The organism is Micromonospora sp. Utrum1 (assembly GCF_057197805.1).
Genome location: NZ_CM170071.1, coordinates 4904985 through 4921686 on the forward strand (window position 1 = coordinate 4904985; position 16702 = coordinate 4921686).

Genomic DNA, 16702 nt, shown 5'->3' on the forward strand with positions numbered 1-16702 from the left:
CACAGAGAGCGCTCTCCGCCGGACCACACCCCGTAGGAGATGCCATGCACGCCGCCCCACCCCACCACCGGCGCCGGCCGGGCCCCACCGGCCGCCGCCTCCTCACCGCCGTCGCCGCCGTCCTGGCGCTGGTCGCCGGCGGCGCCGTCGCGGCCGCGCCGTTCGCCGCGAGCGCCGCGTCCGCCCTGATCTCCCAGGGTCGGCCCACGACCGCGTCGTCCACCGAGAACGCCAACACGCCGGCGTCCGCCGCCACCGACGGCGACCCGAACACCCGCTGGTCCAGCGCCTTCGCCGATCCCCAGTGGCTCCAGGTCGACCTCGGCGCCACCGCGACGATCGACCAGGTGCAACTGGCCTGGGAGGCCGCCTACGCCCGGGCCTTCCAGATCCAGGTCGCCACCGACCCGGCCGGCCCGTGGACCACCGTGTACAGCACCACCACCGGGACCGGCGGCACCCAGACCCTCGCCGTCGCCGGCACCGGCCGCTACGTGCGCATGTACGGCACCGCCCGGGCCACCGGCTACGGCTACTCCCTCTGGGAGTTCCAGGTCCACGGCACCACCTCGTCCGCCGGCTGCGCCGGCAATGCCGCGCTCAACCGTCCGGCGGTCGCCTCCTCGGCCGAGAGCGCCACCACGACGGCGTCCGCCGCCGTCGACGGCAACTCCGGCACCCGCTGGTCCAGCGCCTTCGCCGATCCCCAGTGGCTCCGGGTGGACCTCGGCGCAACACAGACCCTCTGCCAGGTCGTCCTCCAGTGGGAGGCGGCCTACGCCCGGGCCTTCCAGGTCCAGGTCTCCGCCGGCCCGGACGGTCCGTGGACCACCGTCTACGCCACCACCACCGGCAGCGGCGGCACCCAGACGGTCGACGTCACCGGCACCGGGCGCTACGTGCGGGTGTACGGCACGGCACGGGCCACCGCGTACGGCTACTCGCTGTGGGAGTTCGCCGTCCGCACCACGTCCGGCTCCACCCCGCCCCCGACCACCCCGCCGCCCACGGGCGGCTTCTGGGGTGACACGGCCTCGATCCCGCCGGCCCGGAACGTGCTCATGGTGAAGGTCCTCAACCGGACCAACGGCCGCTACCCCGACAGCCAGGTCTACTGGAGCTACAACGGGCAGAGCCACTCGATCGCGGAGCAGCCCTACTTCGACATGCCGGTGAACACCGCGGGCCGGATGTACTTCCACCTGGGATCGCCGACCAGCCAGTACAGCGACTTCATCGAGTTCACCGTCGGGGCGGACCAGTTCAACGGCAACACCACCCGGGTCGACGCGTTCGGCCTGAAGCTGGCGATGCGGTTGCGCGCCCACGACGGGCGGGACGTGGCCGTCGGCGAGACCGAGGCGACGTTCGCCGAGGACCGGTCGGTGACCTTCCAGCGGTTCGGGGACGCCATGCCGGCCGAGTTCAAGCACCTGTCGACCATCGAGGCGCCCTACCGGATCCCGTCGCCGGGCAACACGCCGCAGTTCCGCCCCGGCGGTCAGTACGCCAACTACCTCAGCGGCTACGCGTCCTCGGTGGGGCTGCCGGCCAGCACCTCGGACATCTTCGGCTGCGCCGGGCCGCTCGCCGGCAACCCGGCCGGCTGCGCCGCGCTCAACCGCCACGTCGCGCACCTGCCGTCGGCCCAGTGGTCGGACCCGAGCCTGTTCTACCAGCAGGCGCCGGCCAACTGGTACGCGAAGTTCTGGCACGACCGCGCCATCGGCGGCCGGTCCTACGGCTTCCCGTACGACGACGTCGCCGACCAGTCCTCGTTCGTCTCGGCGGCCGACCCGGAGTGGCTGCTGGTCGCCGTGGGCTGGTGACACCCGAGCAGCCAGTGCCGTTCCAGGGGCCGGCCGGTCAGCGGCCGGCCGGCCCCCGGGCGGCCGGGTGTGGCCCGCGCGCACCCGGGTAACCGGCGGGCCGAGGGAGGGGGCGTCGTGACGGATGAGGCACCGGACTACTTCCAGCCCGAGCACGGGCTGGTCGTCACCCACCTGCTGATCGTGCGGGACGTGGACCGCTCGCGGGAGTTCTACCGCGCCGTGCTGGGTGCCACCGTGGTGCGGGACCGGCGGCCGGCCGTGCTCCGCCTGCACAACAGCTACCTCGTGCTCAACGACGAGGGCGGCCCGACCGACGACAAGCCGACCGTGACGGCGCGGGCGCCGACCGACCCGGACACGCTCAGCGGGGCGCTCAACATCCGGGTCACCGACGTGTGGGCCGTCTACGAGCTGTGGCGCTCCCGGGGCGGTGAGTTCCTGACGGAACCGAAGGACCACGGGGTGGAGATCCGCTGCTACCTGCGAGATCCCGACGGATACCTGATCGAGCTGGGCCAGGGCACCGGGATCCTGGCGGAGATGGGCCGGCCCGTGCCGGCCTGAGCCCCCGGCCGGGCGGCCCCGGCCGTGCCGGGTCGTTTGGCCGGCGGCGATCCCGGAAAGAGTGGCGGCATGAGCTGGGCCCGTAGAGCCGTACCCGCCGCCGTCGCCGCCGTCGCGGCCCTCGCCGCGCGCGACCTGATCCAGCGCGACCACGCGCTGCTGCGCAACTTCCCCGTCCTCGGCCGCGCCCGGTACCTGCTCGAGTCGATCGGGCCCGAGCTGCGCCAGTACATCGTGGCCGGCAACAACGAGGAGCGGCCGTTCACCCGCGACCAGCGGCGCTGGGTGTACGCCTCGGCGAAGCAGGAGAACAACTACTTCGGGTTCGGCACCGACAACGACATCGAGTACACCCCCGGCTACCCGATCATCAAGCACCGCACCTTCGGGCGGGCGGTGCCGCCGTCCTCCCCCGGCGCCGGGCACGACGTCACCCTTCCCTGCGCGAAGGTGCTCGGCGCCGCCCGGCGGCGGGCGCGCGCGTTCCGCCCGCAGTCGGTGGTGAACATCTCCGGCATGAGCTTCGGCTCGCTCTCCGGCCACGCCGTCGAGGCGCTCAACCGGGGCGCGGCCCTGGCCGGCTGCCTGCAGAACACCGGCGAGGGCGGGCTGTCGCCGTACCACCGCAACGGCGGTGACCTGGTGTTCCAGATCGGCACCGCGTACTTCGGCTGCCGGGACGAGCGCGGCCGGTTCAGCCTCGACCGGCTCAAGGACCTGGTGGCGGGCGCACCGGTGAAGGCGCTGGAGATCAAGCTCAGCCAGGGCGCGAAGCCGAGCCTCGGTGGCCTGCTGCCGGCCGCGAAGGTCTCCGCCGAGATCGCCGCCACCCGCGGCATCCCTCCGGGACGCGACTGCGTCAGCCCGTCGCGGCACGCCGAGTTCTCCGACTGCGACAGCCTGCTGGACTGGGTGGAGCTGCTCGCCGCCGAGACGGGCCTGCCGGTCGGCATCAAGTCCGCCGTCGGCGACCTGGGCTTCTGGGAGGAGCTCACCACGCTGATGTGCGACACCGGCCGCGGCGTGGACTTCGTGACCGTCGACGGCGGCGAGGGCGGCACGGGGGCCGCCCCGCTGATCTTCACCGACTCGGTGTCGCTGCCGTTCCAGCAGGGCTTCTCCCGGGTCTACCGGGTCTTCGCCGAACGGAACCTGCACGAGCAGGTGGTCTTCGTCGGCGCCGGCAAGCTCGGGCTGCCGGACAACGCCGTGGTGGCGTTCGCGCTCGGCGCCGACATGGTGAACGTCGGCCGGGAGGCGATGCTGGCGATCGGCTGCGTCCAGGCGCAGAAGTGCCACACCGACACCTGCCCCACCGGCGTCGCGACCCAGAACCCGTGGCTGGCCAGGGGCCTCGACCCGGCCCGCAAGTCGGTGCGGGCCGCCAACTACATCCGGACGCTGCGGCGCGACCTGGTCAAGGTCGCCGAGGCGTGCGGCGTCGAGCATCCCGGCCTGATCGACACCGGCGCGGTCGAGGTCCTCGACGGACGTACCGCCTCCACCCCGCTGGACCAGGTGTACGGGTACCGCCCCGGATGGGGGCTGCCGTCCGCCGCCGACCGGTCCGAGATCATCCGGCTGATGACCGCCGAGGCGCCGCAGGGCGGCAGCGCGCCGCCCTCCCCGACCGCCGTGGGCTGAGCGCTATCCGTGGCTCACCGGGGCAGTTCCGCGCCGGTCTGCTCGCTCACCAGGTACGCCGCATACCAGTCGGGCCAGTTCGCGTCCGTCTCGCCGATGCGCTTCTCGTGCTCGCCGTGGGCGGCGGCGGCGCGGCGGAGCGCGGCGGCCAGATCGTTGCCGGAGGCGAACGAGGGCGCGGCGGACTCGACGCGCCCGGGTAGCCGGGTGGTGATCTCCTGGAGCAGCCAGGTGTTGCCGTCGGGATCGCTGAACTCGGCGCGCGAGAGATAGCTGCGGCGCTCCGGGTCCATGCCGCTGACCGGGCCGCCCGGGCCGGGGTGGAAGATCTCGCTCACCTCGACGCCGGCGGCGATCACCGCGTTCCGGGCCGCCTCGATGTCGGCGACGATCAGGTACGCCTTGGCCGACCCGGGGGCGGCGGCGGTCAGGGTGGGACCGAACTGGACGGAGCACCCGGAGCCCCGCGGGGTGAACTGGACGATCCCGGGCGGCGTCTTGTCGAGCCGCCAGCCGAGGCGTCCGTAGAACTCCTTCGCGCGGTCGACGTCCGCCACCGGGATGACGACCACCTCGAGCTTCAGGTCGACCTTCCCGCTCCCCGCCGCGCTCGCGTCGTCGCGCCGGACATCTGTCGCGCTCATCGCGGCCTCCCTGGGGCTCGGCGGGCGCCACGCGCCTCCCGGCGGGTCTCTCGTCCGCCACGTTACTGCCCCGGCACCGGGGCGCTGCCTCGTTTCCCCGCATCCCCGATCGGGGGTGGGATCGCCGGCGGCGCGCCGCGGCCCGCGGGTGCGAAGGCCGGAAGACTGCCTTGATCCGGCGCGGAACGGGTAGACCGCATGCCCGTGTAGGGGCGTATCGGCGCCCCTCACCGGTCACTGCCGCGGGAGATCGATGTCGGACACGCCGGTGAGATCGGACGAACGGCCGGGTGAGGTCGTCGAGTTGCGGGTGCACGGCCTCTCCGGCGCCAACGCCGAGCAGGTGCTGGACCGGCCGAACGTACGGCAGGTGGCCGGTGACCGCAGCGGCGGCTTCTACCGGCCGCGGGCCGGCTATCCGGACACCAGGGGCGCGGGAGGGGTGCTCCTGGAGGCGTACCGGTGGCGGGATCTTCCCTCGGGCACCGCGGTCCGCACGCTCTCCCTGGTGTTCCTGCTGCCGTTCATGCTCTGCAACATGGCGATCTGGATGCACCCGCCGGCGCGCGGACTGGCCGGCACGACCGTCAAGGCGCTCTGCCGGCTGCTCGCGCTGACCCTCACCGCCGTGTACGTGATCGCGGTCGCCGGTGTGACGCTGGACCTGGTCGCGTGGAAGTGCATGGGCTCGCCGCGGTGCCTGAACGACCGGAGCTGGCTGTCCTGGCTCGGCGAACGGCCGGCCGGCCTGCGGCTGGCGGTGCTGGCCCTGGTCCCGGTCGCGGCGGTGGGCCTGGTCTGGCGGTCGAGCAGCCGGCCGGGCTGGACCCGTCCGACGTTCGACGGCCCGGTCACGGCGTCCGGCGAGCACGAACTGACGGCGGTCGGTCAGTGGGACGCCGCTCCGCTGGTCTCCCGGCTGCGGTCGATCCACGTCGCCGCGGCCTTCGCCACGCTGGACGCCGTCCTGCTCGCCGCGCGCTCCGCCGGCGGCCGGGCGTCCGCCGCGACGGCCGTGCTGCTCGTGCTGACCACGGCGGTGCTGACCGCCTGCGTGGTGCTGGTCTGCGCCCATCCGCTGCTCGACCGCACCACGCCGGCCCCGCGCGTCGACCGGAACCTGCGCCGCCTCCGGAACTCGGCCTGCCTGCTGACCGTCGCGGTGGTGGTCGTCGTGGCGGCCGAGCCGGGGCGCTGGGCCGCCGAGACGGGCCTGCCGGGGTACGAGGAGGCCGTCACCCTCCTCTTCGCGACGCAGACCGTCCTCCTGGTCGTCCTCGGGGCCGCGGTGCTGTGGGCGCGTCCCCGGCTGCCGGGCGGGCCGCCCCTGCGTGCCCTCGGCGCCCCGGTGATCGACGCCGTCGCCGTCGGAATGGCGGTGGCGCTCTCCGCCGAACTGGTCTACCGGGTGGCGGACCTGCTGGACCGCGGCGCGCCCACCGGGGTGCGGCCGGGCAGCAGCCCGCCGCTGGCGTACAAGTGGGCGATCTTCGGCTTCTTCCTGGCGGTGACGGTCGCCTCGGTGGCCGGCGCGGTCGTGGCGCTGGCGTCCCGGCCCGCCCGCCGGCGCGCGGCGGCGGACATCCTGGCCCGCGACCACCCCGACGCGCCCCCCGAGGCCGCCGACCGGCTGCGTCAGGTCGGGAAGGTGATCGCGCGGGCCCGCTTCACCGAGTGGCTGACCCCGCTGGCCCTCATCTACGCCGGGCTCGCCGGGCTCGGAATGGCCACCAGCACCCTGGGACTGCTGCAGTGGAACCCCGGGATCGTGATCGAGGGCTGGACGCCGATCCCGGCCGACCTGGTGCACTTCGGCATCGTCCTGGGCAGCTACGTGATCGCCGGGGTGATCCTGGCGCTGATCCTGGGCGGCCTGTTCGCCTACCGGACCGCCGAGTTCCGCCGCTACGTCGGCGTGCTCTGGGACCTGGGCACCTTCTGGCCGCGGGCGGCGCACCCGTTCGCGCCACCCTGTTACGCCGAGCGGGCGGTGCCCGAACTCAGCCGCCGGATCAGCTACCTGACCGGGCAGGGGCAGTCGGTGCTGCTCGCCGGGCACAGCCACGGCTCGGTCCTGCTCGCCGCGACCGTGCTGCAACTGCCGCCGCCGGTCTGCGCGCGGGTGGCGCTGCTGACGTACGGGTCCCCGCTGAACCGGCTGTACGCCCGCTGGTTCCCCGCCTACATCCACGGCGACGTGCTGCACGAGGTCGGTCAGCGGGTCGGCTGGCGCTGGATCAACCTGTGGCGGGACACCGACTCCATCGGCGGGTGGATCTTCTCGCCGCACCGGCCGGGAGAGCCGCCGACGGCCGGCGGGCCGGCGGGGTCGGTGGACCGGCGGCTGCGGGACCCCGGGAACGTGGTCGCGCCGCCCAGCGACACCGTCCCGGCCCCGATCGCCGGGCACCTGCCGGGCGAGTCGGACCCGCGCTTCGGCGACGCCGTCCGCGAACTGGCCGACCGGCTGCGGGGCGCCGGCCCCGCCCCGCCCGTCCGCCGGGCACCCTGAACGGCGGCTGGACACCCGAACGGCGGCTGGGCAAAGCCCACGCATCGGCCCGGCCACGCTCCTAGGCTTGGGAGGAGGGCGCGGGACGTCCGCCGTCCCGCCCATCGGGGAGGAGGGCGGGGGTGACCTCGATACCACGGCGTGCGACGCCGGCCGATCCACTGCCGGGCCGCGAGCCGTCCACGCCCGTGCCCAGCGGCGTGTGCCGTGACCTTCCGCCCGAACTGGGGCCCGACGCGATCGGCGTGCTCGAGGGTCGCACCTTCATGTTCTCCGACCCGGCGGGCAACGTGCCGAGGGGCTCCATCGGCGGCCTGGTGCACGACGACACGCGCTTCCTCGACCAGTGGGAGCTCACCCTCAGCGACACCACGCCGCTGGTGCTCTCCTCCGGCACCGTGGACGCGTACTCGGCGGCGTTCTTCCTCGCCAACGCGGGCCTGCCCGACCTGCCGGCCAACCGCGTCGGGATCCGGCGGCAGCGGGTGGTCGGCAACGGCCTGTACGAGCGGATAGAGCTGCGGTACTTCGGGATCGAGCCGGTGTCCCTGCGGCTGCGGCTGGCGGTGGGCACCGACTTCGCGGACCTCTTCGAGATCAAGGAGTCCGGCCGGGACCGGGGCCCGGACATCGTCCGGACGCACGCGCGGGACGGGTCGGCCCTGGCGTTCAGCTATCGCAACGGTCACTACAGGGCATCGGTGCGGGTCGAGGCGGACCCGCCGGCCGATCTCGTCGAGGAGGACAGCCTGGTGTGGGAGGTGCGCCTGCGGCGCGGCCAGCGCTGGCGGTGCGAACTGCAGGTGCACCTGCGGTGCGGCGAGGAGGACTACCAGCCGGTCCGGCGCGGATTCGGCGAGACCTTCGACCACGGACCGGAGGATCCCTCGACCCGCTGGGCGGCCGGGAAGCCGCACCTGCACGCCGACATGGAGATGATCGGCAACGTCTACCGCAAGTCGGCGCTCGATCTGGTCTCGATGCGGATCGAGAAGACCATCCGCGGTGAACCCGTGGTGCTCACCGCCGCCGGCCTGCCCTGGTTCCTCACCGTGTTCGGCCGCGACACCCTGCTCACGGCCTACCAGACGATGGTGTGCGGCCCGGACGTCGCTCGGGGCGCGCTCATCGTGCTGGCCGCGCATCAGGCGACGGGCTTCGACGACTTCACCGACCAGGAGCCCGGCAAGATCCTCCACGAGTACCGGACCGGGGAACTGACCCAGCTCGGGCTCAAGCCGTACCGGCCCTACTACGGCGGCGCCGACACCACCGCGCTGTGGCTGATCCTGCTGTCCGAGTACTGGCGGTGGAGCCGCGACGACGACCTGGTGTGCCGGCTGCGTCCGAACGCCGACGCCGCCCTCGGGTGGATCGACCACCACGGCGACCTCGACGGCGACGGCTACGTCGAGTACGCCACCCGCTCGCCGCAGGGACTCGGCAACCAGTGCTGGCGAGACTCCCCCGACGGGGTGCAGCACGCCGACGGCACCCTGCCGGTGCTACCGATCGCCACCTGCGAGACGCAGGGCTACACCTACGACGCGAAGCTGCGGATGGCCGAGCTCGCCGAGGGCCCGTGGCGGGACCCGGACCTGGCCCGCCGGCTGCGCGCCGAGGCCGCCCGGCTGCGCGAGCAGTTCAACCGGGACTACTGGATCCCCGACCGGGGCGGCTACTACGCCGTGGGCCTCGACGGCGACAAGCGCCGGATCGACTCGATGACCTCGAACATGGGCCACCTGCTGTGGAGCGGGATCGTGCCGGAGGACCGGGCCGGACGCGTCGCCGCCCACCTCATGTCGGAGGAGATGTTCTCCGGCTGGGGCGTACGCACGCTCTCCACGGCCGAAACCGGCTACAACCCCATCGGCTACCACACCGGCACCGTCTGGCCGCACGACAACTCGATCATCGCCGCGGGGCTGGCCCGCTACGGCCATCGGCAGGAGGCGAACCGGATCGCCAAGGCGATGCTGCAGGCGGCGGCCCACTCCGACTACCGCCTGCCCGAGGCGTTCTCCGGCTACGACCGGTCCTTCGGCCCGCGGCCGGTCCCCTACCCGACCGCCTGCAACCCGCAGGCCTGGGCCAGCGGGGCGCCGCTGCTGCTCCTGCGCACGATGCTGGGCCTGCACCCGCAGGGCGAGCGGCTGGTGGCCGAGCCGCACCTCCCCGATGAGGTCGGACGGATCCAGCTGCGCCGCGTCCTGGCCGGTGGCCGACGGTGGGACGTGGAGGCCTTCGGGTCACACGCCACCGTCACCCCGACCGATGACTCATGACCCCTGGCTCACCCCTCCGGGTCGGGCGCCGGGAGCGTCGCGCCGGCCGCCAGCAGTCGCTCTGCCAGCGCGCGACAGCGCGTCCGCAGCTCCGGCGGGTCGACCACCTCGAAGTCGTGCCCCAGCAGGAGCACCTGCATGAGCACGAAGTCGAGGCTGCCGGCGCCGCTGAGCACCTCGCAGCACCCGCCGTCCCGCGGTCGTACCACGGCCGCCGACGCCGGAATCTGCGCGCGCACCGTGTCGGCGGACGCGTGCACGAGGAAGCGCGCCTGGTGCGGGTAGACCCGGCTCGACACCCCCTCCTGCACGTACGGGGCCGCGTCGGGGGCCGGGCGCGGGCGGAAGCGCCAGGTCCGTGCGGACACCTCGGTCATCCGGTCGACGCGGAAGCTGCGCCAGTCGTCGCGGTCGAGGTCGTAGGCGAGGAGGTACCAGCGCCGGTCGGAGGCGACCAGGCGGTAGGGCTCGACCTGCCGCCGTCGTACCTCCTTCCCGGACGGGTAGTCGAAGCCGGCCTCGACCTCGTCGCGGCAGGCCCGGGCCAGGGTCATGAGCACCTCGGGGTCGACCGATGGGCGGCCCCCGCCGAAGGACTCCACCGAACCGGAGAGCGCGCGCACGTCGTGCCGCAGCCGGGTGGGCAGCACCCGGTCGAGCTTGGTCAGCGCCCGGAGTGCGGCATCGCCGGCCCCGGCGACCGCGCCACCCGCGCCGGCGAGCAGCGACACCGCGGTGGCGATCGCCTCGTCGTCGTCGAGCAGCAGCGGGGGCAGCCGCTGCCCCGGACCGAGCTGGTAACCGCCGCCGACGCCCTGGCCGGCGTGCACCGGATAGCCGAGCGCGCGGAGCCGCTCGACGTCGCGCCGGATCGTGCGCGCCGTCACCTCGAGCCGGTCGGCGAGCTCGGGGCCGGTCCAGACCGGGCGCTGCTGGAGCAGCCCGAGCAGGGTGAGCACCCGCTCCGTCGTACCCCGCTCGTCGCCGCCGGCCGCACCCATGCCGCCCAGCCTGCCAGAGATAGCGGACCGATCCTGTCCGCCAGGGGTGCCAGAGTGGGCTCATGGACGCGGACGAACTCCGCCTGCTGCGCGACCGCTACCCGCAGACGAACACCGCGACGAACGGAGCAATTCGATGAGCCGCCACCTCCAGGTCACCTTCGACGCCCACGACCCGCGGGCGCTGTCGTCCTTCTGGCGCGACGTGCTGGGCTACGTCCACCCCGGCCCGCCCGGAGTCGACCTGCCCGAGGGCGCCGACCCGCTGGCCGCGTGGGACGACTTCCTCGCGCGGATCGGCGTGCCCGACGAGCAGCGCAACACGAGGTCGGCCATCGAGGACCCGGACGGGCACGGCCCACGGCTGTTCTTCCAGCAGGTGCCAGAGGACAAGGTCGCCAAGAACCGGGTCCACCTCGACGTCCGGGCGGCTCCCGGACTGCGGGGAGACGAGCGCATGGCGGCGCTGGAGGCCGAGTGCGACCGGCTCGTCGCGCTGGGCGCGACGCGGGTACGCCGCCACGAGCCCGAGTCCCCGCTGAGCGCCGGCCACATCGTGCTGACCGACCCCGAAGGCAACGAGTTCTGTCTGGACTGACGCGGCTCAGCCGGCCCGGCCGGCGGCCGGGTCGGCGAGGTTGCCGTAGGTCGGGGGACCGGCCGTCTCGTACGTCAACTGCAGCGTGCCGCTGCGGTGGGTGACCGACTCGGTGAGCCGGAAGGCCGCGGGCACGGTGCCCTGCGCGAACAGCCGCTTGCCGCTGCCGAGCGTCAGCGGGTAGAGCCACAGGTTCAGCCGGTCCACGACGCCGAGCCGCAACAGCGACTGCACCAGGTCGAGGCTGCCGATCACGTGGATCGCGTCGTGGCGGTCCTTGAGCCCGGCCACGCCCTCGGCGAGGTCGCCGCCGAGGAGCGTCGAGCCCTCCCATCCCAGCGGCTCGTGCAGGGTGCGGCTCGCCACGTACCGGGGCACCCGGTTGAGCAGGCCGGTGAAGGGGATGTCCGCGGGCGCCGTCGGCCAGTAGCCGGCGAAGATCTCGTAGGTCCGGCGGCCGAGCAGCAGCGCGTCCATGCTCCTGGCCTGCTCGAACATGGCGTCGCCGGACTCGTGGTCCAGCAACGGCGCCTGCCACCCGCGTGGGTGAAGCCGCCGGCGCGGTCCTCGTCGGGCTGCCCCGGCGCCTGTGCCACACCGTCCAGCGTCACGAACTCGGTCACGACGAGCATGCCCATGGGACTCTTTCCTCTCACTTCGCCATCCGTCCCTGGGCAGACCGCGCCACCGGCCGGAACTCATCGGCCGGTACGACGACGATATGACGGCTAGGCGGCGGACTGCGGAGTGGACATCGTCGTGCCGGCCCGCAGGTGTGCCAGGGCGCCGCTCCACGCGGCCACCTGGTCGAGCATCGTGCTCACCGCGCCGACCTGGTGATCGCCGGGCTTGAAGACGCTGAAGTTCTCGAAGTCGGTGAAGAGCGAGAGCGCGACCTGCGCCCGCACGTCCGCCATCTGCAGCTCGGCGACAACCAGGCGGAGGTGCTCCACCGCCCGGGTGCCGCCGACGCTGCCGTAGCTGACGAACCCGGCTGCCTTGTTGTTCCACTCCGAGTAGAGGAAGTCGATCGCATTCTTCAGCGCCCCGGAGGTGGAGTGGTTGTACTCCGGGGTGACGAAGACGTAGCCGTCGAAGGAGGCGATCTTCTCGGCCCACCGCAGGGTGTGCGGCTGGGTGTACTGCCCGAGCGACGGGGGTGTCATCTCGTCGAGGTGCGGCAGGTCGAAGTCCTTGATGTCGACGAGTTCGTACTCGGCGTCGTCGCGCTTGGCGGCGATCTCGTGGACCCAGCGGGCCACCGTCTCCCCGTTACGCCCCGGACGCGTGCTCCCGATGATGATGCCGATCCTGGTCATTGCCGTCCCTTCCGTCCGTTGGCCCGGCGACAGCGGGCGCGGCCGGCGTGTACCCGGTTAGCACGGTTTCGAACGGCACCATCCCCTCGATCAGTGCCAGTCGCTGATCTGCACGTCCCGCGGCGACGGCGCCCCCTCACCCGTCTCCACCAGCGACTTCAAACTCATCAGGTACGAGCCCCACTTGGTGCTGCAGTGGTGCATGAACTCGACCGGCTCCCGCCAGCCCTGGTGCTTGAACAGCACGATCGTGTAGTCGCCGGCCTGGCGCAGATCCCAGTCGATCGTGGTCCCGATCCACTCCTCCGGGCCGTCCACCACCCGCCACGACACCCGCTCGGACGGCCGCAGCTCGACGACCTCCATGTCGAAGCCACCGGGCAGGAACCGGAACTCGAGCACGCCACCGACCTCGCCGCTCCCCTTCGTGTCGTCGGTCCACCAGCCGGCGAGGCCCTCGACGGTCGTCAGCGCGTCGTACACCTTCTCCGGCGTCGGGGTCTTGACCCCGACCCGGTGCAGAATGTCCACCATCTCGACTCTCCTCTGTCTCGTTGTCAGTCCTGTCGGGTGCGCTGGATCGCCTCGGCGATCCGCTTGATCCGCCGGAGCCGGGCGTCCCACGCCGCCCCGACCGACGAGAGCTGGGCCACCGCGCGGGCGAGCTGGACGTCGTCCACCCGGTAGCGCTTCTCGCGGCCGGCCGGCAACGCCCGGACCAGGCCGGCCCGGTCCAGGACGCCGAGGTGCTTGGCCACCGCCTGCCGGGTGACCGGCATGTGCTGGCTCAGGCTGGTCGCGGTGCCGTCGCCCTCGACGAGCAGCAGGTCGAGCATCCGGCGGCGGGTCGGGTCCCCGATCGCGGACCAGAGGTCGTCGTCGACCTGGTCGGCCACCGGAGTGCTCATGCCCGCACCTGCAGCGTCGCGGCGTACGGCACCAGCCGCGGCAGGTAGAAGTCCCAGCCGCTGACGTGGTCCCGGTACTGCTGCTCCAGGACGGCGACCTCCCAGCCCATCTCGCGGAAGCCGGTCTCGGTCATCCTGAGCAGCGTCCCGGGGCCCGACGGGGTCAGGTCGAAGGTGACCAGCAGCGAGTTGCCCGCCACCGCGACCTCGCCGGCCGGCTGCGTCCAGCGGAACGAGAACATGCGCGGCGGTCGCGCGTCGACCACGGTGAACGGCACCACCGTTCCGCCGGCCTCGCGGTCGCCGAAGACGATCTCGCCCGTCGACCCGGGCGTCGGGTCGTAGCGCGCGTCGTCCGGCCACCACTCCTTCAGGTGGTCGGGGCTGCTCACCACCTCGAAGACGATCTCGGGCGACGCCTCGACGTAGATCTCCCGCTCGATGGTCCCGAACTCCATGACATCCTCCTGCAACCTTTGGTTGCAGGAGACGGTACCCGGGGAGCCGGTCTCGCGCAACCATCAGTTGCGCTTCGCTGGGCCGTACCCCCGGCACCCGGGGCGGGCACGTCCCGGATCGGGCCTAGCGGCTGGCCCGCGGGGCCATCGGGGTGAGGCCGAGGTCGGCGAGCGCGGCCGCGCCGCGAGCGGCGTGGTCGCCGCCGGCGAGCACCAGGGTCCGTGCCGCCTGGTAGCGACAGCCGCTGGCCTCGAAGGCGCCGACGGTGGCGAGCAGCCGCTCCCGGTCGTCGTCGAGCAGCGCCCCGGCCCGCTCCACGATGGCGGCGGCGACCGGGTTGCCGGAAACGATGCGCCGGGCCTCGGCCAGGCGCGGGCCGGCGTTGGGATTTCCGGCGAGCACGGTGGCCTCGGCACGCAGCGCCACATACCAGTGGAGCCAGATCCAGGTGACCCACTTCCACACGTCGCCGGGCTCGGGCGCCAGCCGCGCCAACGCGTCGCCGGCCTGTCCGTGATGGAGCATGAGCATCGCGTCGAAGACCGCGCCGTAGCCGTAGACGTGCTCCGGCGGGGTGCCGAGCTGTTTCAGCACCCCGTTCCATTCGCGCTGGGCGTCGAGGTCGTCGCGGAGGCCGTGGATCATCGCCACCCCGGCCACCGCCGGACCGAGGACCGACCTGGCGGGGCTGCCGGCCCGCTGCCACGCTTCGAGGAACCGGACGCCGCCGGTGAGCACCTCGTCGACGTTGCCCGCCAGCGCGTCGGCCATCAGCAGCCAGCTCGTGGCCCGATGGCCGACCTCGGCCAGCAACGGATGATCCGCGAGTTGCCGGGCCCACCGGCGGGCGCCCGGCAGGTCGCCCGCGCCGAGGCCGGCCTCGGTCGCCATCCCGAGCGCGTCGAGCAGTTCGTGCGTGCCGGCCGCAGTGTCCGGCGTGGACGCGAGCAGCGCGATCCGGCGGCGCGCCGTGGCCGCGGCGGCGAACGCGTCGCCCGCCCAACTGCGGGCGCCGGTGAGCGCGTCGAGCGCGGCGGACTCGGCCAGCGGGTCGCCCGTGCGGTGAGCGAGCTCCACCGCCCGTTCGGCACGGGCGATCGTCTCCGGAACGGCGTTGTCGGCCGGCCCCTGGGCGGCACCGAACGCGTCGGTGAGCACGCCCGCCTCGGCCAGCGCCAGCGCGGCCCGGGCGGCCGGATCGTCGCCGGCCAGCTCGCGCGCCTCGTCGACGAGCGCGACCGCCTCCTCCTCCGACGGGAGGCGCGCGAACTTGCTCCAGAACCGGTACGCGTTGGTGGCGGCGGTCGCCAGGTCGACGGCGGCGCCGGCGGTGTCCCCCGCCCGGCGGGCGGCGGCCGCGGCCGCGCGGTGGAAGCGGTACATGTCGTCGCCCCGCATCCGGCAGCCGGCCACGGCCGCGGCCTGCCGAAGCATCGACGCGGTGGCGGCCGAGTCTTCCGCCAGCGCCGCGGCCTGCTCGTAGCGCAGCTGGGACTCGCCGATCAGGTTCCGGGTGAAGGACAGCTCCGCCAGGTGCCGGGCGAGGCGGTATGCGTCCGCGCGCTGCTCCGGTCGGTCGGCCGCCCACCCCAGAGCGGCGCGGAGGTCGCCCGCCACCCGGTCGAAGCGGGCCCGCCAGTCCGCTCGTACCACCGCCAGGGCGGCGGCCTCGGCCAGGCACCAGCGCAGGTGCCGGGACCGGGCGTCGACCAGCTCGCCGGCCTCGGCGAGCTGCTCCGTCCCGTACTGGCGGATGGTCTCCAGCGCCCGGTACTCAGTGCCGGCGAGGGACGCCGTCACCACGAGCAGGCTCTGCTCGGCGAGCCGGGCCAGCCCGTCGGCGACGACGCCGGCCTCGGACCCGGCAACCTCCGCCGCCGCCTCGACGGTGAACGGCGCCACGAACACCGACACCCGGCGCAGCAGCGCCCGGTCGGCCGGCTCCAGCAGCGCGTGGCTCCAGTCCAGCGCCGCCCGGACCGAGCGGTGCCGGTCATCGGCGCGGGAACCGCCGGCGAGCATCCGGAGCTGGTCGGACAGGCCGGCGGTGAGGCCGTCCAGCCCGAGCGTGGGCCACCGGGCGGCGGCCAGCTCGATCGCCAGCGCCACCCCGTCCAGTCGCGTGCAGACCGAGGCGATGTGGCCGTGCAGCGCGGGGTCCGGCAGCCGCCCCACCGCCGCCGCCCGATCCAGGAACAGCGCGACGGCGTCCGATTCGCCGTCGCCGGCCAACGACAGCGGCGGGACCGGATACACCCGCTCGAACGGCACCATCAGCCGGGCCCGGCTGGTCGCCAGCACCGTCACCCGCGGGCACGCCGCGAGCAGTCGCTCGACGAACGGCGCCACCGCGTCCCGCACCTGCTCGCAGTTGTCCAGCACCAGCAGGGCGTGCCGGTCGGCCAGCGCTGCGACCACCGACTCGTCCAGGCCGGAGCCGGGCTGCTCGCCGAGGCCGAGTGCGGCGGCGACCGCGGCCGCGACCACCGAGGTGCCCGGGTCGCTGACCGGGACCAGGTCGACGAACCAGACCCCGTCGGCGTACTCGCCGGCTGCGTCCGCGGCCACCGTCAACGCCAGCCGGGTCTTGCCCACCCCGCCGGGGCCGACGGCGGTCACCTGCCGGTGCGTTTTGATCATCTCGGTCAGCTCGGCCCGCTCCCGGGCCCGGCCGACGAACGAGGTCAGTGGCGTCGGCAGGACCGGCGCCGGCTGGGACCGGTCGGCGCGAGCCAGCTCGGACGCGCGCCGGGCCAGCGCCCGCCGATCCGGCATCGCCAGCTTGCGCAGCAGCGAGGAGACGTGGCTCTCCACGGTACGCACGGAGATGAACAGCCGCGCCCCGATCTCGGCGTTGCTGAGATGCTCCCCCACCAGCGTCAGCACGTCGGCTTCCCGGGCCGAGATCTCCACCGTCGCCGTCATGGCCACAT

The 16702-nt window shown here is 73.7% G+C and carries 14 protein-coding genes; 6 read left to right on the top strand and 8 right to left on the bottom strand.

The features are described 5' to 3' along the window. Positions 1–44 precede the first annotated feature (44 nt). From AC0OLQ_RS23105 to AC0OLQ_RS23115, 3 genes are all read left to right on the top strand, one after another. Positions 45–1829 carry a discoidin domain-containing protein gene (locus AC0OLQ_RS23105; RefSeq protein ID WP_484527996.1) on the top strand — a complete coding sequence of 595 codons (1785 nt, stop codon included), beginning with the start codon at positions 45–47 and terminating at the stop codon, positions 1827–1829. Positions 1830–1946: 117 nt separating this feature from the next. After that, a complete protein-coding gene (locus AC0OLQ_RS23110; protein WP_484527997.1) occupies positions 1947–2396 on the top strand; it encodes a VOC family protein in 450 nt (149 codons plus the stop codon). Between the two features lie 69 nt (positions 2397–2465). Then, positions 2466–4040 carry an FMN-binding glutamate synthase family protein gene (locus tag AC0OLQ_RS23115; RefSeq protein WP_484527998.1) on the top strand — a complete coding sequence of 525 codons (1575 nt, stop codon included), beginning with the start codon at positions 2466–2468 and terminating at the stop codon, positions 4038–4040. A 14-nt stretch (positions 4041–4054) separates the two neighbouring features. Here the strand turns inward: AC0OLQ_RS23115 and AC0OLQ_RS23120 are convergent, their stop codons facing one another. Next, the gene (locus tag AC0OLQ_RS23120) at positions 4055–4684 is read right to left on the bottom strand and encodes a VOC family protein (protein ID WP_484527999.1); all 630 of its coding nucleotides are present in this window, start codon (positions 4682–4684) and stop codon (positions 4055–4057) included. Positions 4685–4952: 268 nt separating this feature from the next. Here AC0OLQ_RS23120 and AC0OLQ_RS23125 point away from each other — a divergent pair, with 268 nt between their 5' ends. Both AC0OLQ_RS23125 and AC0OLQ_RS23130 read left to right on the top strand, forming a co-directional pair. Further along, positions 4953–7196, top strand: a complete 2244-nt coding sequence (locus AC0OLQ_RS23125; RefSeq protein WP_484528000.1) for a hypothetical protein — start codon at positions 4953–4955, stop codon at positions 7194–7196. Positions 7197–7318: 122 nt separating this feature from the next. After that, positions 7319–9484 (top strand): amylo-alpha-1,6-glucosidase, encoded by a 2166-nt coding sequence (locus AC0OLQ_RS23130; RefSeq protein ID WP_484528001.1) that lies wholly within the window; start codon positions 7319–7321, stop codon positions 9482–9484. A gap of 8 nt (positions 9485–9492) precedes the next feature. On the opposite strand, the gene AC0OLQ_RS23135 is transcribed toward AC0OLQ_RS23130, so the two are convergent. Beyond that, the gene (locus tag AC0OLQ_RS23135) at positions 9493–10485 is read right to left on the bottom strand and encodes a helix-turn-helix transcriptional regulator (protein ID WP_484528002.1); all 993 of its coding nucleotides are present in this window, start codon (positions 10483–10485) and stop codon (positions 9493–9495) included. A 136-nt stretch (positions 10486–10621) separates the two neighbouring features. On the opposite strand from AC0OLQ_RS23135, the gene AC0OLQ_RS23140 reads away from it, so the two are divergent. Then, a complete protein-coding gene (locus AC0OLQ_RS23140) occupies positions 10622–11083 on the top strand; it encodes a VOC family protein (RefSeq protein WP_484528003.1) in 462 nt (153 codons plus the stop codon). Between the two features lie 6 nt (positions 11084–11089). On the opposite strand, the gene AC0OLQ_RS23145 is transcribed toward AC0OLQ_RS23140, so the two are convergent. The 6 genes from AC0OLQ_RS23145 to AC0OLQ_RS23170 all read right to left on the bottom strand — a co-directional run bounded on the left by AC0OLQ_RS23145 (position 11090) and on the right by AC0OLQ_RS23170 (position 16694). Then, positions 11090–11608 carry a dihydrofolate reductase family protein gene (locus AC0OLQ_RS23145; protein ID WP_484528004.1) on the bottom strand — a complete coding sequence of 173 codons (519 nt, stop codon included), beginning with the start codon at positions 11606–11608 and terminating at the stop codon, positions 11090–11092. 203 nt (positions 11609–11811) lie between these two features. Beyond that, entirely contained in the window at positions 11812–12402 is a 591-nt protein-coding gene (locus AC0OLQ_RS23150) for an NADPH-dependent FMN reductase (protein WP_484528005.1), read from the bottom strand. Positions 12403–12492: 90 nt separating this feature from the next. Next, on the bottom strand, positions 12493–12936 hold the full coding sequence (locus tag AC0OLQ_RS23155) for an SRPBCC family protein (protein ID WP_484528006.1): 444 nt from the start codon (positions 12934–12936) through the stop codon (positions 12493–12495). 23 nt (positions 12937–12959) lie between these two features. Beyond that, positions 12960–13310 (bottom strand): ArsR/SmtB family transcription factor, encoded by a 351-nt coding sequence (locus tag AC0OLQ_RS23160; protein ID WP_357336054.1) that lies wholly within the window; start codon positions 13308–13310, stop codon positions 12960–12962. Then, entirely contained in the window at positions 13307–13768 is a 462-nt protein-coding gene (locus AC0OLQ_RS23165) for an SRPBCC family protein (RefSeq protein ID WP_484528007.1), read from the bottom strand. The genes AC0OLQ_RS23160 and AC0OLQ_RS23165 overlap by 4 nt, the downstream gene beginning before the upstream one ends. Before the next feature lie 124 nt (positions 13769–13892). Beyond that, complete coding sequence (locus AC0OLQ_RS23170) at positions 13893–16694, bottom strand: LuxR C-terminal-related transcriptional regulator (protein ID WP_484528008.1); 2802 nt, start codon at positions 16692–16694, stop codon at positions 13893–13895. Between the last annotated feature and the right edge of the window lie 8 nt (positions 16695–16702).